Source organism: Actinoplanes oryzae, from assembly GCF_030757795.1.
GTDB lineage: Bacteria > Actinomycetota > Actinomycetes > Mycobacteriales > Micromonosporaceae > Actinoplanes.
This window is the reverse complement of sequence record NZ_JAUQWH010000153.1, coordinates 1-21,332: the sequence shown is the minus strand read 5'-3', so window position 1 is coordinate 21,332 and position 21,332 is coordinate 1. Positions and strand designations below refer to the sequence as shown.

Here is a 21,332-nt window from a genome sequence, read left to right as displayed (position 1 = left end):
TTCGGCCTCGACACCGTGGTGGGGGACGGCGGGGCGGGGCTGTCGGCGGGGCAGCGGCAGCGGGTCGCGCTCGCCCGGGCGTTCGCGCGGGATGCACCCGTCGTCCTGCTGGACGAGCCGACCGCCAACCTGGATGCCGCCACCGCCGCCGGGGTCATGGCCGCGATCCGGCGGCTCAGCGCCGGGCGTACGGTCCTCATCGCCGCGCACCGGCCGGAACTCATCGCCCTCGCCGACCGCGCGATCTCCCTGGACCTGGTGACCGCATGACCATCGTCTCCGTGCTGCGACCGGCTGCGGGCCGGTTGGTTGTCGCCGTGCTGGCCGGGATCGCGGCCGCCGGGTCGGGCGTCGGGCTCATGGCCGTCTCGGCGTGGCTCGTCTCGCGGGCCGCCCTGCACCCTCCGGTGCTGCACCTGATGGTGGCCATCGTCGCGGTGCGCGCGTTCGGGCTCGGGCGGGGCGTGTTCCGCTACCTCGAGCGGCTGATCGGCCACGACGCCGCGTTCCGGGTGCAGGGCGCCCTGCGCGTCCGCCTGTACGCCCACCTCGAGCGGCTCGCCCCGGCCGGACTGGCCCGCTTCCGGCGCGCCGACCTCGCCCAGCGCCTCGCCGCGGACGTGGACGCGGTGCTGGATCTGGTGACCCGGGTGCTGCTGCCGTACGCGGTGGCGGTGGTCGTGGGCGTCGCGGCAGTGCTCGTGGTGGGAACGCTGCTGCCGGTCGCCGGCGCGGTCCTGGCCGTCGCGCTGATCGTCGTGGCGGTGGCCGTGCCGCTGGTGCAGGCCGCGGCCGCCCGCCGGGCCGACGGTCGGCTCGCGCCGCTGCGCGGGGAGCTCGCCACGCTCACCGCCGACCTGGTGCAGGGCCGGGCCGACCTCCTCGCGTACGGGGCTGTGGGGCGCCAGCTCGCCCTCCTGGACGACGTGGACGAGCGGCTGCGCCGGGCCGCCCTGCGCTCGTCGGCCACCACGGGCGTCTCGGCCGCCGTGACCGCCCTGTGCACGGGCGTCAGCGTGCTGGCCGGGCTCGTCGCCGGTGCCTTCGCGGTGCGCGCCGGCGATCTGCCGGGGGAGCTGCTGGCGGTGGTGGTGCTGACGCCGCTGGCGGTGTTCGAGATCGCGGGGACGTTGCCCGCGGCCGCCCAGCATTTCGCCGGGGCCCGGGCGGGTCTGCGGCGCCTCGCCGAAGTCCTGGCTGCGCCGGTGCCGGTGCTGTCCGGCGGCGCGGCTGTCCCGGGCGGGCCGGTGACCGTGGAGCTGCGGGACGTGGCGTCTTCCTGGGTGCCGGGCCGGATCGTGCTGTCGGACCTGTCGCTGACCCTGGCGCCGGGCAGCCGGACGGCCCTGGTCGGGCCGAGCGGCTCGGGCAAGTCGACGGTGGCGGCGCTGCTGGTGCGCTTCCTGGACCCGGTGGCCGGGCGGGTGCTGCTCAACGGGTGCGACCTGCGGGAGCTGGACCCCGCCGAGGTGCGCCGGGCGGTGGTGTGGCTGCCCGAGGACGCGTACCTCTTCGACACGACGATCGCCGCGAACCTGCGGATCGGCCGGCCGGACGCCACCGACGCCGCGTTGCGGGACGCCCTGCGGCAGGCGCGCCTGCTGGACTGGGTGTCGTCGCTGCCCGAGGGGCTGGCCACGCCGGTGGGGGAGCACGGCGCACAGCTGTCGGGCGGCCAGCGCCGGCGGCTGGCGCTGGCCCGGGCGCTGCTGACCGGCGCCCGGGTGCTGATCCTCGACGAGCCGGCCGAGCACCTGGACGACGAGACCGCCCGCGCCCTGACCCGCGACCTGCTCGCCGCGGCCGGCGACCGGACCGTCCTGCTCATCACGCACCGGGAGGACGACCTCGCCGGGGTGGACGCCGTCGTCCGCCTCGGCCGGAGCGGAACGCCGGTACCCGTGGCCGTCTAGCTGCGGCCGTCGTCGCCGCGCCTATTGCTGGTCGGCGCGGTTGCGGTAGGTCCAGTCCGCGCTGCCGAGGGCGGAGTTGCGCTGCTTGGCGACGTGGCCGCCCTGCTGCGGGATCGCGGGGTGCTGCGGTCCGGCCGCGCCGGGCTGCGCGGCGCGCGGGTCGGTCGTGCGGGTGTGCGCCGCTCGCGGGTCGGTCGCGCGGTGCTGGGCGGCCAGCAGGCCCGCGGACAGCGGGGCCGCGTTCGGGGTGGCCGCGGCGCGGCGGGCGGCCGACTCCTCGCGGCGGGCGGCCAGGTAGGCGGCCGCGGCGCGGTCCTCCTCGGTCGGGGCGGCCATCAGGGCGTAGCAGAGGGCCAGCAGGGCGAAGACGACCGCGACGCCGATCGGGACGAGCAGCGAGGAGGCGGTGGCGCCCCGCGGGACGCCGGTGGCCGCGTCGTGGCGGGCGGTCATGGCGGACATGCCGGTGAAGTGCATGCCGTTGACCGCGATGCCCATGATCAGGGCGGCGCCGACCACGGCCAGCGGGCGGTGGACCCGGGCGGCGAGCCAGAGGGCCACGGTGGCGGCGACCACGGCGATGGCGATCGAGGCGGCCACGCGGGGGATTCCGTACGAGATGTGGGCGTTGAGGTGCATGCCCGCCATGCCGAGGTAGTGCATGGCGGCGACGCCCAGGCCGGCGAGGATGCCGCCGGTGACGAGGCGGGCCGCGCGTACGGTGGCTCCGCCGAAGGCGACCGCCATGCCGGCGCCGACCGCGACGACGGCGAGCAGCGCGCTGGCGGCGGTGAGGCCGACGTCGTACCGGATGGAGGTGCCGACCACGCTGAAGCCCATCATGGCGACGAAGTGCATGGCCCAGATGCCGGTGCCGCCGATCGCGACCGCCGACAGGGAGAGCCACCAGGCGCGGGCGCCGCTGCCGGGCGCGGACCGCAGGCGGATGGCGCACACGAGGCCGAGCGCCGAGCCGAGCACCGACAGCGCGTAGCTGAGGACGGGCGTCACCCAGCCCTGCTCGAAGTGATGGATTTCCATGGCCTGCATCCCCCAGGTAAATCGTCCCGGGCAGCATCCTGCACGCTGAGCAGGCATTCCGTACCGGTGCGGGGCGACATCGCGGAAGATCGGGCCGTTTGGGGGAGGGGCGGTGGGCCGAAGCGGCGGGCCGGGGCCGGACCGTGGTGACCGCCTTGCGGTAGTCTTGAACGCCAGACCGAGGGGCGCTGCAACGGGGAAACCCGCCACGCTCGGTTTGGCTTGTCACACCGACCAAGGGCGCCTCCGAGTTCGCTACCCGGAGGTGGTCGTGTGTCCGTAACCGACTCGCTGCGCTCGCTGATGGCCGAGCGCATCCTGGTCCTCGACGGCGCATGGGGCACCATGCTGCAGGGCGCCAAGCTCAGCCCGTCCGACTACCGCAACGAGCTGATCCCCGCCGACCACCCCAAGGACGTCACCGGCGACCCCGACCTGCTCGCCCTGACCCGCCCGGACCTCATCCTCGACGTCCACCGGCAGTACCTGGCGGCCGGCGCCGACATCACGACCACCAACACCTTCACCGCCACCAGCATCGGCCAGGCCGACTACGGGCTCGAGCACCTGGTGCGCGACATGAACGTGCGCGCCGCCCAGCTCGCCCGGCAGGCCGCCGACGAGGCCGGCGGCAAGTTCGTCGCGGGCTCGGTCGGCCCGCTCAACGTCACGCTGTCGCTGTCGCCGCGCGTCGACGACCCGGCGTACCGGGCGGTGACGTTCGACCAGGTCAAGGCCACGTACGCCGAGCAGATCAGCGCCCTCAAGGAGGGCGGCGTCGACCTGCTGCTGATCGAGACGATCTTCGACACGCTCAACGCCAAGGCCGCCATCGCCGCGGCGCGCGAGGTGGCGCCCGAGCTGCCGCTGTGGATCTCGGTGACGATCGTCGACCTGTCCGGGCGCACGCTGTCCGGGCAGACCGTCGCGGCGTTCTGGCGCTCGATCGAGCGCGCCCAGCCGCTGGTCGTCGGCGTCAACTGCTCGCTCGGCGCCGCCGAGATGCGCCCGCACGTGGCGGAGCTCGCCAAGCTGTCGAACACCTACGTGGCGTCGCACCCCAACGCGGGCCTGCCCAACGCCTTCGGCGGCTACGACGAGACGCCCGACCAGACCGCGGCCCTGGTCGGCGAGTTCGCGACCTCCGGCTTCGTCAACATCGTCGGCGGCTGCTGCGGCACGTCCCCGGCGCACATCGCGCAGATCGCCGCCACGGTCCGCGGTCTCGCGCCGCGCCCGGTCGCCACCGTGCCGGACGCCACCCGGTTCAGCGGCCTCGAGCCGTTCGAGATCGGGCCCGACACCGGCTTCGTCATGATCGGCGAGCGGACCAACGTCACCGGCTCGGCCAAGTTCCGCCGGCTCATCGAGGCCGACGACTACCAGGCCGCCGTCGACGTGGCCCTCGAGCAGGTGCGCGGCGGCGCCAACCTGCTCGACGTCAACATGGACGCCGACCTGCTCGACAGCGAGCGGGCGATGACCACCTTCCTCAACCTGATCGCCACCGAGCCCGAGGTCGCCCGCATCCCGGTGATGATCGACAGCTCCAAGTGGAGCGTGCTCGAGGCCGGCCTCAAGTGCGTGCAGGGCAAGGGCGTCGTCAACTCGATCTCCCTCAAGGAGGGCGAGGGCCCCTTCCTCGAGCAGGCCGCTCGCGTGCGCGACTACGGCGCCGGCGTCGTGGTCATGGCCTTCGACGAGCAGGGGCAGGCCGACACCGCCGATCGCAAGGTCGAGATCTGCGGGCGGGCGTACGACCTGCTCGTCGCCTCGGGGTTCGCGCCGGAGGACATCATCTTCGACCCGAACGTGCTGGCGGTCGCCACGGGCATCGCCGAGCACAACGGGTACGCGAAGGCGTTCATCGACGCGCTGCCGCGGATCAAGGAGCGGTGCCCCGGTGCCCGTACCTCCGGGGGCATCTCGAACCTGTCCTTCGCCTTCCGGGGCAACGACGTCGTGCGCGAGGCCATGCACTCCGCGTTCCTGTTCCACGCCACCAAGGCGGGGCTGGACATGGGCATCGTCAACGCCGGGCAGCTCGCCGTCTACGCGGACATCCCGGCGGACCTGCTGGAGCTGGTCGAGGACGTCATCTTCGACCGGCGCGAGGACGCGACCGACCGGCTGGTGACCTTCGCCTCCACGGTCACCGGGTCGGGCACCAAGCGCGCCGTCGACCTGTCGTGGCGCGAGGGGCCGGTCGCCGAGCGCCTCTCGTACGCGCTGGTGCACGGCATCGTCGACTTCGTCGAGGAGGACACCGAGGAGGCGCGGCAGCTGCTCGACCGGCCGCTCGACGTCATCGAGGGCCCCCTGATGGACGGCATGAAGGTCGTCGGCGACCTCTTCGGCTCGGGCAAGATGTTCCTGCCCCAGGTCGTGAAGAGCGCGCGCGTGATGAAGCGCTCGGTGGCGTACCTGGAGCCCTTCATGGAGAAGGAGAAGGCCTCCGGCCGCGGCCAGGGCAAGGTCGTGCTCGCCACGGTCAAGGGCGACGTCCACGACATCGGCAAGAACATCGTCGGCGTGGTGCTGGGCTGCAACAACTACGAGGTCGTGGACCTGGGCGTCATGGTGCCCGCGGCGAAGATCCTCGACACCGCGATCGCCGAGGGCGCCGACGCGATCGGCCTCTCCGGCCTGATCACCCCGTCGCTGGACGAGATGGTCGCGGTCGGTGCCGAGATGCAGCGCCGGGGCATGACGCTGCCGCTGCTCATCGGCGGGGCGACGACCTCCAAGCAGCACACCGCCGTCCGGATCGCGCCCGCGTACGAGGGCTCGACGGTGCACGTCCTCGACGCCTCCCGCGTGGTCGGCGTGGTGTCGAACCTGCTCGACCCGGGCCGCGCGGCGGCGCTCGACACGGACAACCGCGCCGAGCAGCAGCGCCTGCGCGAGCAGCACGAGAACAGGCGCTCGCAGGCCCTGCTGACCCTGGCCGACGCGCGCGCGAACAAGGAGGAGGTCGACTTCTCCGAGCTGCCGACGCCGGTCTTCACCGGTCGCCGCGAGGTGTCGCCGTCGATCGCCGAGCTGCGCGAGATGGTCGACTGGCAGTTCCTGTTCCTGGCGTGGGAGCTCAAGGGCAAGTTCCCGGCGATCCTGGAGCAGCCGGTCGCGCGGGAGCTGTGGGACGACGCGCAGGCGCTGCTCGACGAGATCATCGCCGCCGACGCGTTCACGGCCCGGGGGGCGTACGCCTTCTGGCCCGCGCACTCGGAGGGCGACGACATCGTGCTCGACGGCGGGGTCCGCTTCCCGATGCTGCGGCAGCAGACCGAGAAGCCGGCGGGCCGGGCCAACCGGTGCCTCGCCGACTACATCGCGCCGGCCGGCGACCACCTCGGCGGGTTCGCGGTGTCGATCCACGGCGCCGACGAGCTGGCCGCGAAGTACGAGGCGGAGCAGGACGACTACCGGGCCATCATGGTCAAGGCGCTCGCCGACCGGCTCGCCGAGGCCTTCGCCGAGTGGATCCACCTGCGGGTGCGGCGCGAGTGGTTCGAGCCGGAGGCGCAGCCCGCGCTGGCGGACCTGCACGCCGAGCGGTTCCGGGGCATCCGGCCGGCGCTCGGCTATCCGGCGTCGCCCGACCACAGCGAGAAGAAGGACCTGTTCGAGCTGCTGGAGACGGCCTCGCTCGACATCGGGCTGACCGAGTCCTACGCGATGACGCCGGCGGCCGCCGTCAGCGGGCTGATCTTCGCGCACCCGGCGTCGCGGTACTTCACCGTGGGGCGGCTCGGGCGTGACCAGATCGAGGACTACGCCGCGCGGCGGGGGATGTCCGTGGCCGATGTGGAGCGGTGGCTGCGGCCCAATTTGGCGTACGAGCCGCGCTGATCCTGCTCCTCAGCTCTCTACAGCGGTCGCCGGGGTTCCCCGGCGGCCGCTGCGTGCTCCGGGCCCAGCTCCTCGAAGAGGGTGATCTGCAGGCCGGCCGGCGCCTCCAGCCGGGCGTTCAGTGACCGCCACGGGGTGACCGTCGGCGGGGCGAGCTGCGTGGCGCCCGCGTCCACTGCCTCGGCGGTGCGCGCGGCGGTGTCGTCGACCTCGAACGCCACCCTGATGTGGCGTGCCACCGGGCGGCCCACCTCGACGTCGTCGATCATCCGCTTCTGCGCCGGGTTGGCGATCTCCAGGGTCGCGCGGCCCGCGTCGAGGATGACGACCTGCGCGTCCCCCTCGCCGGCGAACGCGGCCTGCTCGGGCAGGCCCAGCACGTCGCGGTAGAACGCCACGGCTTCGGCGTAGTCCTCCGCCTCCACCACGAGCCGCAGCTGCCGGACGTGCCGTGCGGGATTCGTCTGCTCGGTCATCGGGCGACAGTAGCCGACCGGCCCTCCTCTCCAGTGCTCACATCTTGACAGTCATCGATGTGAGCGCAACCATCGGGAAACCTCTTCGCCGTCAGTTGGTAACACGGCGCATGTTGTTAACGATCACATTCTCGGTGGAGGCCCGTATGCGGCATTGGCGCAGCATCCTGACCGTTCTGCTCGCCGTCCTGGTGGGCGGCCTGGCGGCACCCCCTCCGGCGCTGGCGGCGACCACGCTCGTCTACACGACGTTCAAGGGCGACGGCGCGGCCGACCAGGAGTTGTGGGTCTACCAGTCGACGAACGGCGGCACGAGCTACAGCGTGCTGGCCGACACGAACTATCGCGGGCCCAGCGGGGTGCTGCGCGATCCGAGCATCCTGAAGTACAACGGGCGCTACTACATCGCGTACACCGTGCAGTCCTGGACCACGAACTCGACCTCCTTCAACATCGCCTCCTCCACCAACCTCACGTCGTGGACGCACGTGGCGTCGGTCAACTCGGGCATCGCGAACACGAAGTTCACGTGGGCCCCCGAGTTCTACGTCGAGGGCGGGACCGTGCGGCTCATCGCGTCGGTCGCGGCGACGACGTGCTCGGAGTGCTTCCGGCCGTACGTCTACACCGCCCAGAACACCGCGCTCACCTCGTGGAGCGGGCCGGCGCAGATGTGGGGCCTGGGCACGAACCACATCGACACGTTCGTCGTGAAGTCGGGCAGCACGTGGCACGCGTTCACGAAGAACGAGACGACCAAGTACATCGAGCACTGGACGACGACCGCGAACCTCTACGAGGGCTGGGTGAACCGCGGGACGCTGTGGAGCTCGGGGTACGAGGGGCCGTCCCTCGTGCGCCTCGACGACGGGTCCTGGCGGATCTATGTCGACAAGTACACGAACGGCGGCCTGTGGACGGCCACGTCGTCCGACCTGAACACGTGGACCGGCCTGTCGGCGGTCGGCTGCTCCGGCTGCCGCCATGGAACGGCGGTGGCCAAGTGACCGTGTCTCCCGCAACCTCTTTCCCGGTGATGGTGTCATGAAGCGGCGTACTGTGCTGGCGGCCGGCGCGGGCCTGTCCGCGGGACTTGTGATGCCGGCGGGCCGGGCCTCGGCGGCGACCTACGGCGGCTATGCGATGGCCTACTTCACCGAGTCGCCGACGATGAGCGCGGCCAGCTACAGGCTGCACCTGGCGGTCAGCGCGGACGGGCTCAACTGGACGCCGCTCAACCAGAACAACCCGGTCGCCACGCCGACGCTCGGCAGCGGTGGCCTGCGCGACCCGTTCCTGCTGCGCAAGCAGGACGGCACCTTCGTCGTGCTGGCCACCGATCTCAATGGCACCGACTGGGCGTACCAGAGCCAGTACCTGCACGTGTGGGACTCGGCCGACCTGCGCACCTTCACCGGTTACCGGCTGCTGAAGGTGCACTCGCTGGCCACCCACGCGTGGGCGCCCGAGGCCGTCTGGGATCCCGCCCGCGGCCAGTACGCCGTCGTCTACTCGGCCGTGGTCGGCGGGCACAACGTGCTGATGGTCAACTGGACGAGCGACTTCCGGACCGCTTCGGCCCCGCAGACTTTCTTCGACCCCGGCTACGACGCGATCGACGGCTCCTTCGTCACGGTCGGCGGCGTCAACTACATGTACTACAAGAACAACACCAACAGCACCCTCCTCGGTACGCGGTCGTCGACCTTCAACCCGGGCAGCTTCGGCATCTACACGTCGGCGATCGGCCCGGGCCGCGGCGTCGAGGCCCCGAACATCGTCAAGTCGAACACCGCCGACGTCTGGTGGATGTGGGGCGACACGTGGAGTCCCAACGGCCGGTTCTTCTGCTGGCAGTCCACCAGCCTCCCGGGCGGGGCGTGGACGCTGCTCAACGACCGCGCCTACACGCAGCCCCTCAACTCCAAGCACCCCGGCCTGACCCCGATCACCAGCGCCGAGATGGCGGCCCTGCTGTCCCGCTACGGCGCTTCGGCCTGGAACCGCCTCAAGTCCTACAACTTCCCGGACCGCTACGTCCGGCACGCCGACAACGTGGGCCGCATCGACGCCTACCCCTTCGACCCGTACCAGGACCAGCTCTGGACCCTGGTCCCCGGTCTCGCCGACTCGTCCGCCGTGTCGTTCCGCTCGGTGAACTACCCCTCGATGTACCTGCGGCACTCCAACTACGCCGTCGTCCTGAGCGCCCCCGACGGCACCGCCACCTTCAACGCCGACGCCACCTTCCGCCGGGTGGCCGGTCTCGCCGACTCGTCCTGGGCCTCCTTCCAGTCGTTCAACTTCCCGGACCGCTACCTGCGCCACGCCAACTACGTGCTGCGGATCGACCCGGTCAGCACCGCCACCGAGAAGCAGGACGCCACCTTCCGCGTGGGCTACTGACATCGTCCGGCCCCGGCGTCACGCAACGCCCGCCACACCCGGTCACGGGTGAACGGCAGCTCGGTGAACCGCACCCCGGTCGCGTCCCGCAAGGCATTGGCCAGCGCGGGCGCGACCGGGTTGTACGGGCTCTCGCTCATCGACTTCGCCCCCAACGGCCCGATCGCGTCGTCCGTCTCGGCGAACACCACCTCGGTGCGCGGCACGTCGGCGAAGCTCGGCAGGTGGTACTGCCGGAACCCGGCCGTCGTGACCGCCCCGTCCGGCCCGAGCAGCATCCGCTCGGTCAGTGCCGACCCGAGCGCCTGCGCCACGCCGCCCTCGATCTGCCCCCGGCACTGCAGCGGATTGAGCACCCGCCCGGCATCGGCGCTGTGCACGCTCCGCAGGATCCGCACCTCGCCGGTGCCGGGATCCACCGCCACCCGGAACCACTGAGCGTTGAACGCCACCGACCGCGGCGTCCCGGTCCAATGCCCCTCGCCTCGCACCGGCCCGTCCGACGCCGCGACCGCGGTCAGCGGCACTGTGCTCCCGTCGGCCCGGCTCACGTGGTCCGGGCCCAGGTCCTGCCCGCCCGTGGCCGCCAGCAGCCGGACGCGCAACGCCTGGGCCGCCCGCAGCACCGCCTGCCCGGCCACCACCACGCCCGTCGAGGCGAACGCGCCGGTGTCGTGCCCGACCACGTCCGTGTCCGACTGCCGCACGACGACGCGATCCGGAGTCGTCCCCAGCTCGTCCGCCACGATCTGCGCGTGCACCGTGGTGCTGCCGTTCCCGAACTCCGCCGTCCCCACCGCGATCTCGTAGCGCCCGTCCGGCCGCAGCGACACCGTCGCGTCGGCGAAGTGCCCACCGGGCGGCCCGGCCGCGATCATCGCTATGGCCATGCCCTCCCCGACGAGCCAGCCCTCCGGCGTGCTCCCGTCTCTGTGCGGCGCGACGGTTTCCGCGGAGCCGGCGGCTGCCCGGATCGCGTCGAGGCACTGGTCGAGGCCGTAGCTGGCGATGGTCAGATCGTCGGCGTGCGAGCCCGGCGCCGTCATCGCCTCGCCCGGCCGGACGACGTTCCGCTCGCGCAGCGTCACCGGGTCCATGCCCAGCTGCCGTGCCAGCTCGTCCAGCACCGACTCCACCGCGAACGTGACCTGCCCCAGCCCGTATCCGCGGAACGCCCCGGCGGGCACCGTGTTCGTGTACACCGTGAACGCGTCGACCTTCTTGTTCGCGCAGCGGTACACGGCGAGCGATTCGTGGCAGCCGTGGAACATGACCGACGTCCCGTGGTTCCCGTACGCGCCGGTATCGACCACCACCCGCAGCTCCAGCGCGGTCAAGATACCGTCGCGGCGTGCGCCGGCCCGCATCCGGACGCTGAAGGGGTGCCGCGTCGTGGCGGAGGTGAACTGCTCGGCGCGTGTGTACTCGTGCTTGACGGGTCTGCCGAGCCGCCGCACCGCGAGGGCCACGAGGTCCTCGACCAGCATCTCCTGCTTGCCGCCGAAGCCGCCGCCCACGCGCCCGGTCAGCACGCGCACGTCGTCCGGGCTCAGGTCGTAGAGGTCGGCGAGCGCCCGCCGGGTCAGGAACGGCGTCTGGCTGCTGGACCTGATGGTGAGCCGGCCCGCCTCGTCCAGCCACCCGAGCGCCCCGTGCGTCTCGAGGCTGGCGTGCTGCACCCGCCCGGTGCGGAACGTCTCCTCGTAGACCACGTCGGCCTCCTCGAAGCCCGCGGCGACGGACCCGAGCTCGTCGTGCAGCTCGCCGATGACGTTGCCGTCCGGCCGGGCGATGCGGTGCTCGGCGGGGTTCTTGTCGGCGTGCAGCAGGGGAGCGCCGGGCAGCATCGCCGCCTCCGGCTCGACGACCGCGGGCAGCACCTCGTACGTCACCCGCAGCCGCCGGCACCCCTCCTCCGCCGCGCCCTCCGTGTCGGCGACGACGGCGGCGACCCGCTGGCCCACGAACCGGACCACGTCGTCGAGCACCCGCGTGTCGGCCGGGTCCTCCCGGGGATCCTCGTGCCGGGCGGTCGAGAAGTGCCGCTGCGGCGCGTCGGCATGCGTCAACACCAACCGCACGCCGGGTACGGCCAGAGCCTCGGCCGTGTCCACCTCCAGAACCCGGGCGTGCGCGTGCGGCGAGCGCAGCACCTTGAGATGCAGCGCCCCGGGCATGTCGAGGTCGAACGTGTACCGCGCCGTCCCCGTCACGACCTCCGGCCCGGCCGGGGCGCCCAGGTTCGCGCCGACGGCTGCGCCGGCCCGGGGCTCGTCGACGTTCCGCACGCCCGCGACCGCATCGGCCACGGCCCTGTACCCCGTGCACCGGCACAGGTTTCCCTTCAACGCCCGCGGCAGATCGGCGCCCTGCTGCTCGGTGAGCGCCGCGGCGGTCATGATGAGCCCCGCCGTGCAGAAGCCGCACTGGAACCCCTGCGCCTCCAGGAATCGCCGCTGCACCGGGTGCAGCCCGTCGGCGTCCTCCGCGGACTCCTGTGTCGCCGCCAGCCCCTCGATGGTGGTCACCTGCCTGCCGTGGGCCCGGAAGGCCGGGTACAGACAGCTGTGCACCGGACGGCCGTCGACATGAACGGTGCAGGCACCGCAGTCGCCGGTGTCACAGCCCTTCTTGACGCCGAACCAGCCCTCCTCCCGCAGGTACGTCCGCAGGCACTGTCCCGGCTGCGGCGCCCGCTCGTGCACCGCCCCGTTGACCACCATCCCGGCCGGCGCGCCGTGGCGGGTGGTACCGGTCGTGTCCTCGTGGCCGATCATGCCGCCAGCTCCCGCCGGATCTCCTCGGCGTACCGGAAGGTGAGGTGCCGGCGCCACTCTGGCAGCCCATGCACGTCGTCCGTCCAGGCGTCGTCCGGGATCGCCGCCTCCAAGGCGGTGCGCAGCGTTCCCTGATCGGGGATCCCGTCGAAGCGCAGCTGGTAGGGCCGCACCGTGGCCGCCGTCACCGTGAGCACGAGATTGTCCCCGCCGGCGCCGGGTCCTGTTCCTGCCGGCCACCCGGTCGTCGTGGCCGCCGCCGCAGAGCCGTTGCCGTCGCGCGTGTCCGCGGCGGTGTGGCCGGTTCGATCCGGCGACGCGCCGGGGTGCGGTGGCGCGGCGGACCCGGCCTGCGTGACGCGCCCCGCGAGCAGCACCGCCGACCGTCCGTGCCGGAACAGTGAGCCCTGCCGGTGCGCTGTTCGCCCGGTGAGGGACCGCGCGGGCAGTGTGATGGAGCGCAGCAGCTCCCCGTCGCGCAGCACCGTGGTGCCGTCGCCCGTGACGAAGCCGGCCACCGGGACACGGCGCTCGCCGGCGGGCCCGAGGATCAGGCACTCCCCGTCGAGGGCGGCGGTGAGCGCGATCATCGGCCCGGCGGGCAGAGCCGCGCACAGGTTGCCGCCGACGGTCGCGACGTTCCAGATCTTGAACGAGGCGAGGAAGGCGTGACAGCACGCCGTCGCCAGTCCGTGGAAGGCCGTGAAGCCCGGAGCCCCCTGGAAGGCCGCCAGATCGGCCACGGTGCAGGTGGCCGCGATCTCCATGCCGCCGGCGCCCACGCTGATCGGCGTCCATCCGGCGGTGGCGAGGTCGAGCAGCCGGGTCACCTCGGGACGAGGCTCCGAGAACAGGGCTGTGCCACCGGCCAGCCAGGCGTCCCCGGGCCGCCACTGCCCGGGACCGGCCGGGCTGACCACCTCGACGACCGTGTGCAGATCCACGCGCGTGCTCCCTGCCTTCGCGACTTGCCCCGGCTCCCGGCTCGGCGGCCGCCGCGTGCTTCCGGAGGGCAGCCGCCGTTTCCGCAGCTCCCGGGCGGGGGTGCGGGCTGCCGGCGGGCGGCGGTCCGCACTCTCCGCATCGAGATCCTGACGGAAACACGCTACGTTACGCGCCGTGTGTTTCAGGCCCGCGAACTGTAAACGTCCCGCTCGTGGGGCTGCCGGTCGTGACGGGGACGCCGTGCTGTAGCGGACCGGGAACTGCGAGTGGTGACGCCGCGTGACTGAACCGCGCGGGGCGGGAGATCCGTACTGTGGCGCATGAGGGTCTTGCTGGTAGAGGACGACGCGTCCATCGCCGAACCGCTGGTCGACGGGCTGGCCCGCTACGGCATCGTCACCGAGCACGTCGCCACCGGCGCCGCCGCGCTCGCGGCCCCGCGCACCGACATGGTGCTGCTGGCGCCCGGGCTGCCGGACATCGACGGTGCCGAGGTGTGCCGCCGGCTGCGACAGGCCGGATCCGTGCCGCTGATCATGCTCACGGCGCGCGAGGACGGGGGCCGGGACCGGGCTGCCGGCGCCGACGACTACCTGCCGAAGCCGTTCAGCGTCGGGGAGCTGGTGGCGCGCATGCGAGCGGTCGAGGGGCGGTCGCGCCCGGCCGGCGCCGACCCGGTGCGCCGGCACGGCCCGCTGAGCGTCGACACCCGCACCCGTGAGGTGCGGCTGCACAAGATCCCGATCCCGCTGAGCCCCAAGGAGTACGACCTCCTGCACCTGCTCACCGAGCAGCCGGGCGCCGTCGTCCCGCGCCGGCACATCGTCGACACCATCTGGGGGCCGTCCTTCACGGGACCGGGCAAGACCCTCGATTTCCACGTCGCGAGCCTGCGTCGCAAACTGGGTGACCCGGCTTGGATCGAGAACCGCCGGGGCGTGGGCTTCCGCCTCGTCGTGCAGCCGTGACGCCGGGCCGGCGATCCGGGCGAGGAGGGACAGCAGCCGCCTGAGAACCCGGCCGGCCACGGAGGCGTACGGGGGGAGGATGGGGTGTGGTCGTCGGGTCATGACCCGCCTCCTTCTGCTGGTCAGGGCATAGTGGAAGAAGCGCTGACGATCGGCCGGAGTGCCTGCCGGTGCGCTCGGATGGCCGGAACGGTAGACCCACCCCCTGGGGACGGGTCAACGTGACGAGGGTCGCCTGTGGACAACGCGAAGTGGATCTTCCGGAGGTGCAAGACTTCCGGCCCATCCGCACCGTGCCGACCACGAGGAGCCCGCCATGACCGTCATCGAAACCGTGACAGCGCGCCAGATCCTGGACAGCCGCGGCAACCCGACCGTGGAGGTCGACGTCGTGCTTGCGGACGGCTCACGGGGCCGCGCCGCCGTGCCGTCCGGGGCGTCGACGGGCCGCCACGAGGCCGTCGAGTCCCGCGACGGCGACCGGTCCCGCTTCCACGGGCTCGGCGTGCGCCGCGCGGTGGAGGCGGTCAACGGTCCGCTCGCCGCGGCGGTGGGCGGGCTGACGGCCGAGGACCAGGCCGGGGTCGACGAGACGATGCTGCTGCTGGACGGCACTCCGGGCAAGAGCCGCCTGGGGGCGAACGCGATCCTCGGCGTGTCCCTGGCGGTGGCCCGCGCGGCGGCGGCGGCCCATGACCAGCCGCTCTACCGGTACGTCGGCGGGGTGACCGCCCGGGTGCTGCCCGTGCCCATGATCAATGTCATCAACGGCGGCGCCCACGCGAGCAATGCGCTCGACATGCAGGAGTTCATGATCGCGCCGGTCGGCGCCCCCTCGTTCGCCGAGGGGCTGCGCATGGGCGCCGAGGTCTTCCACACGCTGCGCAAGCGGCTCGCGGCGGCCGGCCACAGCACCGCCGTCGGCGACGAGGGCGGGTTCGCGCCGCAGCTGACGAGCGCGGAGGAGGCTCTCGACCTGCTGGTGGCCGCGATCGAGGCGGCCGGCTACGAGCCCGGCGCCGACTTCACCGTGTGCCTCGATCCGGCCAGCTCGGAGTTCTACCGCGACGGGGTCTACGACTATGCGGGAGAGGGCCGCAAGCGCACGGCCGGGGAGCAGGTCAGCTATCTGCTGGACCTCTGCGACCGCTACCCGGTGGCCTCCCTCGAGGACCCGATGGCCCAGGACGACCTCGTCGGGTGGGCCCGGCTGACCCAGGCGGCGGGCGACCGGCTGCAACTGGTCGGCGACGACGTCTTCTGCACCGACGCGGAGCGGGTGCGCGCGGGCATAACGGGCGGCTACGCCAACGCGGTCCTCGTCAAGCTCAACCAGATCGGCACGCTCACGGAGGCGCTCGAGACCACCCGCGTCGCGCTGGAGGCCGGCTGGTCCGCGGTCATGTCGCACCGCTCGGGGGAGACCGAGGACACGACCATCGCCGACCTCGCGGTGGCGGTGGGGTGCGGGCAGATCAAGACCGGGTCGCTGTCGAGGTCCGAGCGGACCGCGAAGTACAACCAGCTGTTGCGCATCGAGGAGGAGCTGGGCGAGCAGGCTCGCTATGCGGGCACTGCCCTGGCGCTGGCCCGGTGAGGGCGGTCCTCGGCCTGCGGTGAGGGCGCGGTCCTCGGCCTGCGGTGAGGGCGGTCCTGGGTCTGCGGTGACCCGTGGGGCGCGCCGCAGCTCAGGGCTGGCGGATGAGTTGTCGCGGTATCCCGGCGGCGGTGAGCCGCCCTGCGAGAAAGGCGGGAGTGTTGTCCAGCAGGATTTCGACCCGGTGGTGGTCGCAGATGGTGCACGTGGCGGCCAGCGTGCCGACATTGATCGAGTCGAGGTGCGAGACGTCACCGAGATCCAGGACCAGGCGCGACGGCCGCGTGCGCCGGACGGCGTGCACCAGCAGGCGGCGCAACTCCTCGGCGGCGTCGGGGCCGACGGCCCCGTGCGGCTGGATGACCAGGTCCCCGTCGGGGCGGCTCTCGACCTGCACGGCGTCAGACATCAATACACCTTCCGGTATGTCCGGCGTGTCTCGGCGTCAGGGTATCCACGATCACCCGCCACGGTCGACATCAGTCACCGAAACGAGCCCGAAATGGTCGTGCCAGGGTGTCCGGGCGACGGGTTTCGCTGCAATGTGCGAGAGGTCGGATGCTGCCCGTGAGCACGGTGCCCTTGCGGGGAAAGAGCAGACGACCGGCCGGCGACGCGTGGTGGAACACTCGGAGCGGCCGTGGCGGCGCCGGGCGCGGCTGGGCGAGAATTCCGCGGTGCACCGGGCCAACGACTACTACGGCCACTCGGCTGTCCTGGCGCGCTATTGCGGCGTGCCCGATGAGCTGCCGCCGCGGATCCACGGATATCTCCAGCACGGCTGGAACATCGGCGACGGGATGGCGGGCGACCACGAATGGGTCGCCGGGGTGCCGCTCTTCCTCTGGTCGGAGCGCACACGCCGCCGGGCCTGGTCGCTGGGGCGGCGCCACACGTATGTCGTGGGCGCGCCGCTGGCCTATCTGATGCTGCTCGACCCCGCGCCCGCCGACGCGCCGCGGGAGGGCACCATCTGGTACCCGTTCCACGGCTGGGAGGGCCAGCACGTCCGGGGCGACCACGACCGCCTGATCCAGCAGATCCGCGGCACCGAGCCGGGCCCGGTCACGGTCTGCCTCTACTGGCAGGAGTTCAAGACTCCGGCCGTCCGCCGGCGCTACGAGGACGCGGGCTTCCGGGTGATCTGTCACGGCTATCGCGGCGATGCCCGGCAGCTGGGCGACGCCGCGTTCCTCGAGGGCCAGCTCGCGGAGCTGCGGCGGCACCGCCGGGTCGCGTCGAACAGGCTGAGCAGCGCCGTCTGGTACGGCATCCTGGCCGGCTGCGAGCCCGCGGTCTACGGCGATCCGATGACGCTGGAGAACGAGGACCCGACGCACGGCGGGCAGGCGCGCATCCGGCGGCAGTGGGCCGAGCTGCACGGCGAGCAGATCGACCTGGCGCCGGCCCGGGCGGCCGCCGTCGAGGAGCTGGGCGCGGACCGGCTGGCGCCGCCGGCCGAGCTCCGTCAGCTCTTCCGGTGGCACTGAACCTCTGAGGCCGGGACAGCGGTCCGGCCGGTGTGCACGTTCGTCGACGTGGCGGGGACGGCCCGTACGCGTGAAGTCTTGATCTTCGGCAGGAGGAAGCAGCGGTGACGCAGCGGCAGGGTGGGTCCGGCGAGGTTCGGCTTCTCGGCGGCGAGATGCTGAACTGGTCGGATCTGGACGGCGAGCACGGCCCGGGGCCGGTCCGGGGGCCGGTCGCCCGGTCCTTCCTCGGCGCCGCGCGCGGCCGTACGCTGATCGCCGGGCCGCACGACCCGGCGCTGCTCGATCTCGTTCCCGGGGCCACGGTGCTGGTCCGGGGGGTGCCGGACGCCGAGCTGCTGGCTGGCCGCGGCGACCTCACGGTGCTGTGCGGCAGCGTGGCCAAGCTCGGCGGCGAGGCGCCGTTCGACACGATCGTCGCGCTGGCCGGCCTCGAATGCCTCGGCACGGCCGAGCACGACGAGCTGACCTGGGCGGAGACCTTCGACGCGCTGCACGCGGTGCTGCGGCCCGGCGGTCGCCTCGTGCTCGGCGTGGCGAACCTGGGCGGGTTCCACCGGCAGATCGCGTGGCCACAGCCCCTCGACGACGGCGAGTGGACGCCTGTTCCGGACGAGACCCGGCCGGTCGGGCTGCGGCACGTCCGCGCGGTCGCGGGTGCTGCCACGCGGGCGTACGGGATCTATCCGGGGCTTCGCGACGCCCAGGTGGCGGTCGACGAGTCGGCCGGGGGCGGCGTGGTGGAGGCTGCGCTCGACCGGGCGTACCAGGGCAGGGGGGTTGTCCTGGCCGACCCCGCAACGGTCGCGGTCGGCTTCCTGCGGCAGGGCCTGGGTGTGGAGGCAGCGCCGGCGTGGGTCGTGGTCGCCTCGGACGACGAGGCCGGTCTGCCCGAGGTGACGGTCGGCGCGGGGCCCGGCCCGGCGGGGCCGACGCTCGAGAGCGTGCTGGTGCGCGCGGCCGGTCGGCGCGACCTTCCCCGGGTGCGTGAGCTGCTCGGGCAGTGGTGCCACGGCGGGGCCGCCGGGGTGCCGGCGGGTCAGGTGATCGTGGCTGCGTCGGGCGAGCTGGTGCCGCTCGTCCCGGCGGGCGCCCGCGGTGCTGCCGTGGCCGACCTTGCCGCGCGGTTCTTCCGGGGCGGGTTCCCACATCCGTGGCCGGGAGTGCGGAGCGCCGCCGAGCTGGCGACGATGCTCGAAAGCATGACCGGCGGCTCGGATGCCGATGGGGAGGCTACGAGGCCGGCGCCGGGCGGAGAGGCGGAGGGCGTCCCGGCCGACCGTGCCGTGGCCGTCGTCGAGCTGATCGCCGAGCGTGATCGCCTCATCGGGGAGCTGGCCGAGGCCCGGGCGCAGGCTGCCTTCTTCGAGGAGGAGCTGAACGCCCGGGAGGCGGAGGTGCGTCAGGTGCGGCGGACGGTCGAGCTGCTCAGCGGCTCGGGCCCGGCGCGGGCGGGGCAGGCGTTCGTGGGCGGCGTCCGGGCCGCCCGGCGGGTGCTGAGGCGGCGGACGTGAGGTCGTCGTACCGGTCCTCCAGGAGCGCGGTCTGCCGGACGATGTCGAAGTCGGCCTCGACGTGGGCGCGCGCCTGGCGGCCGAGCCGGTGGCGCAGCTGCTCGTCGGTCAGCAGGCTGCGCAGGTGGTGGGCCAGCGCCCGGCGGTCGCCCTCGGGGCCCAGCAGGCCGGTGACCTCGTGCCGGGCGGCCTCCGGGATGCCGCTGTGGACCGTCGACACGACGGGGATGCCGCGGGCCTGCGCCTCCAGCAGCGTGGTCGGCAGACCCTCCGAGTCGCCGTCGGCCGCCGTGCGGGAGGGCGACGCGAAGACGCGGGCGGCGGCCATGCTGCGAGCGGCGGCGTCGTGGTCCAGCGCTCCGGCGAAGGTGACGTCGAGGCGTAGCGCGGCCGCCTGCTCGCGCAGCGCGGGCCCCAGGGGACCGTCGCCGACGACGAGGATGCGCGGCGCCAGGTCGGAGAGCGTGGCCGCGGCGGCGAGCAGGTCGTCGAGTCCCTTCTTCTCGACGAGCCGGCCGACGAAGACGATGTCCCAGAGCTTCGGCTCCTCGGGCACGTCGGCGGGCAGGGCGACGCCGGTGTGGTGGACGACGACCTTGCCGGGGTCCGCGCCCCAGTCCAGGGCGCGCCGGCGGACCGGTTCGGAGACCGCGAGGAGCAGGGCCGCCCGGGCGAAGACGGCCCGCAGGTTGCGCCGGTGCCGCAGCCCCTTGAGCCCGGGCGAGTCCGGCTGCCGGGTGACGTCGTGGCCGTGCAGCGTCACGACGAGCGGCACCCGCAGACGGGCGGCCTCGGCGCTGATCATCCAGCCGTCGCCGCCGAAGTGGGCGTGGACGATGCCCGGGTCGAGCCTCGTGAGCGCCGCCCGCAGCCGGGGCGACCGCCCGGTCAGCCGCAGGCGCAGGAAGCCCGGCGGGAAGACGACGGTGTCGTCCTCGCGCGCGAGCGGCGAGTCGATGCGCAGGGCACCGAGGAAGTGGGGCTCCCAGCGCGTCATGGCGTCGGCCTGGGAGCGGACGAAAGTCTCCGAGCCGGGCAGCATCGCGGTGCGCCAGACGACGACCCGCTCAGCCACGGAGACCCAGCACCTTGTCGCGCAGGGCGGCCCGGACGTGCGGTGGCAGCGCCCAGATCTGCATGTGCGTCACGTAGTCGATGGCGCCGGGGTCGCCGTGCTCGCGGGCCTCGCGCAGCAGCTCACGGAAGACGCGCGTGTCCCGGCTGGTCGCCGCCATCGAGCTGAGGACGCTGAGGATGAACGCCGCGTACGCCCGCGGGGTGAACAGGTCCCGCGACTCGCGCAGCCACGCGAGCTGCTCCTCCCACGGCATCTCCAGGCTGATCCGCTCGCGGTCCTCGTCCTGGTGCCAGATGACCAGCGCGTTGTCGGACATCACGAGCGCGGTCCCGGGGACCTTGATCGCGCGCAGCGTCCAGTCCAGCTCCTGCTGCCGGCGCAGGCCGACCCGGAAGGGCACCTGCCGCCACAGCTCGGTCGGCGCCATGATCGTCGACGTCTGGATGAACCCTTCGCCGTGGAACAGGCCCTTGCGCACGGTGAAGTACTCGCTGAGGTGCTCGCCCTCGGCCGGCAGCCGGCGCGGCATCACGAACTCGGCGCGCGGCGTGCGGTTGAGCAGGCGCGTCGCCACGATCGGCACCTCGGCGGCGGACTGCTTGGCCATCCCGAGCTGGATCGCCAGCTTGCCGGGCAGCCACTCGTCGTCGTCGTCCAGCATGGCCGTCCACGGGGCCCGGGCCGCGGCGATGCCCTGGTTACGGGCGTTCGGGGCGCCGCCCTTCTCCGGCAGCGAGACCGCCCGGACGCGCGGGTCGCCGATCTCGGCCAGCGCCTTGGCGGTGCTCTCGTCGGGCCCGTCGACGACCACGACGATCTCGAGCGCCTTGATGGTCTGGGCGAGGACGCTGCGGACGGCGCGGGTCAGCAGCTCGGGACGGTTGCGGGTCGGGATGACCACGCTCACCTCGGGAAGGGTGTCCATGACGCGGGAACGGTAAGGCGGCCGGGCGACGCTCGGTTGAACAAAGAGCGGCATCCGGTGATGCGGACAGCTAACTGTTCACCGGGCGGCCGGCGGAGTGCCCCGGCGCGGCGGGACATCGACGAGCTTCCCCTCCCGGCGAGCGAGCGGGCGACCGGCGGCGGCACCCGGTGGTGGCGAGGGGCGGCGGCGAGTGGCGGCTGTGAAGGGCGGCCCGGTGGGGAGGCGAGCTCGGACGGCAGCGGGGCGGTTTGGTGCGGGCGGCGGGGTGGTCCGAGGAGGGAGCGGGGCCGGTCCGGCGGGGGATAAGGGGCGGGGCGGCGGCTGTGAAGGGCGGTCCGGTCGGGGAC

The 21,332-nt window shown here is 73.2% G+C and carries 16 protein-coding genes and 1 riboswitch; of the genes, 9 read left to right on the top strand and 7 right to left on the bottom strand.

The genetic code is table 11. The features are described 5' to 3' along the window. The coding region (locus RBH18_RS34540) for an ATP-binding cassette domain-containing protein (RefSeq protein ID WP_306214691.1) at positions 1-270 on the top strand (270 nt) is incomplete at its 5' end. Continuing rightward, complete coding sequence (cydC, locus tag RBH18_RS34535) at positions 267-1,913, top strand: thiol reductant ABC exporter subunit CydC (protein ID WP_306214690.1); 1,647 nt, start codon at positions 267-269, stop codon at positions 1,911-1,913. The genes RBH18_RS34540 and cydC, both read left to right, overlap by 4 nt. A gap of 21 nt (positions 1,914-1,934) precedes the next feature. Here cydC and RBH18_RS34530 read toward each other — a convergent pair whose 3' ends face one another. Then, complete coding sequence (locus RBH18_RS34530) at positions 1,935-2,954, bottom strand: MHYT domain-containing protein (protein WP_306214689.1); 1,020 nt, start codon at positions 2,952-2,954, stop codon at positions 1,935-1,937. A 174-nt stretch (positions 2,955-3,128) separates the two neighbouring features. Then, a riboswitch (S-adenosyl-L-homocysteine riboswitch) is annotated at positions 3,129-3,207 on the top strand. 20 nt (positions 3,208-3,227) lie between these two features. On the opposite strand from RBH18_RS34530, the gene metH reads away from it, so the two are divergent. Beyond that, entirely contained in the window at positions 3,228-6,806 is a 3,579-nt protein-coding gene (metH, locus tag RBH18_RS34525; protein ID WP_306214688.1) for a methionine synthase, read from the top strand. 17 nt (positions 6,807-6,823) lie between these two features. Here the strand turns inward: metH and RBH18_RS34520 are convergent, their stop codons facing one another. Further along, a complete protein-coding gene (locus RBH18_RS34520; protein WP_306214687.1) occupies positions 6,824-7,282 on the bottom strand; it encodes a VOC family protein in 459 nt (152 codons plus the stop codon). A 146-nt stretch (positions 7,283-7,428) separates the two neighbouring features. Between RBH18_RS34520 and RBH18_RS34515 the strand changes: the two genes are divergently transcribed. Then, a complete protein-coding gene (locus tag RBH18_RS34515; RefSeq protein WP_306214686.1) occupies positions 7,429-8,289 on the top strand; it encodes a family 43 glycosylhydrolase in 861 nt (286 codons plus the stop codon). Between the two features lie 37 nt (positions 8,290-8,326). Further along, the gene (locus tag RBH18_RS34510; RefSeq protein WP_306214685.1) at positions 8,327-9,688 is read left to right on the top strand and encodes a glycoside hydrolase family 43 protein; all 1,362 of its coding nucleotides are present in this window, start codon (positions 8,327-8,329) and stop codon (positions 9,686-9,688) included. On the opposite strand, the gene RBH18_RS34505 is transcribed toward RBH18_RS34510, so the two are convergent. Together RBH18_RS34505 and RBH18_RS34500 are read right to left on the bottom strand one after the other, a co-directional pair. Further along, the gene (locus tag RBH18_RS34505; protein ID WP_306214684.1) at positions 9,682-12,465 is read right to left on the bottom strand and encodes a molybdopterin-dependent oxidoreductase; all 2,784 of its coding nucleotides are present in this window, start codon (positions 12,463-12,465) and stop codon (positions 9,682-9,684) included. The genes RBH18_RS34510 and RBH18_RS34505 overlap by 7 nt on opposite strands. After that, complete coding sequence (locus tag RBH18_RS34500; RefSeq protein WP_306214683.1) at positions 12,462-13,409, bottom strand: FAD binding domain-containing protein; 948 nt, start codon at positions 13,407-13,409, stop codon at positions 12,462-12,464. Before RBH18_RS34500 ends, RBH18_RS34505 begins: the two co-directional genes overlap by 4 nt. A 321-nt stretch (positions 13,410-13,730) precedes the next feature. Here RBH18_RS34500 and RBH18_RS34495 point away from each other — a divergent pair, with 321 nt between their 5' ends. Both RBH18_RS34495 and eno read left to right on the top strand, forming a co-directional pair. Continuing rightward, positions 13,731-14,378 (top strand): response regulator transcription factor, encoded by a 648-nt coding sequence (locus RBH18_RS34495; RefSeq protein ID WP_306214682.1) that lies wholly within the window; start codon positions 13,731-13,733, stop codon positions 14,376-14,378. Positions 14,379-14,694: 316 nt separating this feature from the next. Next, entirely contained in the window at positions 14,695-15,975 is a 1,281-nt protein-coding gene (gene eno / locus RBH18_RS34490) for a phosphopyruvate hydratase (RefSeq protein WP_306214681.1), read from the top strand. Between the two features lie 91 nt (positions 15,976-16,066). Here eno and RBH18_RS34485 read toward each other — a convergent pair whose 3' ends face one another. Then, positions 16,067-16,384, bottom strand: coding sequence for an STAS domain-containing protein (locus tag RBH18_RS34485; RefSeq protein WP_306214680.1), 318 nt, complete (start codon positions 16,382-16,384; stop codon positions 16,067-16,069). 268 nt (positions 16,385-16,652) lie between these two features. On the opposite strand from RBH18_RS34485, the gene RBH18_RS34480 reads away from it, so the two are divergent. Both RBH18_RS34480 and RBH18_RS34475 read left to right on the top strand, forming a co-directional pair. Then, on the top strand, positions 16,653-17,465 hold the full coding sequence (locus RBH18_RS34480) for a hypothetical protein (protein ID WP_306214692.1): 813 nt from the start codon (positions 16,653-16,655) through the stop codon (positions 17,463-17,465). Positions 17,466-17,569: 104 nt separating this feature from the next. Beyond that, a complete protein-coding gene (locus tag RBH18_RS34475) occupies positions 17,570-18,979 on the top strand; it encodes an SAM-dependent methyltransferase (RefSeq protein WP_306214679.1) in 1,410 nt (469 codons plus the stop codon). On the opposite strand, the gene RBH18_RS34470 is transcribed toward RBH18_RS34475, so the two are convergent. Further along, the gene (locus RBH18_RS34470) at positions 18,894-20,054 is read right to left on the bottom strand and encodes a glycosyltransferase (protein ID WP_306214678.1); all 1,161 of its coding nucleotides are present in this window, start codon (positions 20,052-20,054) and stop codon (positions 18,894-18,896) included. The two genes, RBH18_RS34475 and RBH18_RS34470, sit on opposite strands and share 86 nt — an antisense overlap. After that, positions 20,047-20,982 (bottom strand): glycosyltransferase family 2 protein, encoded by a 936-nt coding sequence (locus tag RBH18_RS34465; protein WP_306214677.1) that lies wholly within the window; start codon positions 20,980-20,982, stop codon positions 20,047-20,049. Before RBH18_RS34465 ends, RBH18_RS34470 begins: the two co-directional genes overlap by 8 nt. Positions 20,983-21,332 lie beyond the last annotated feature (350 nt).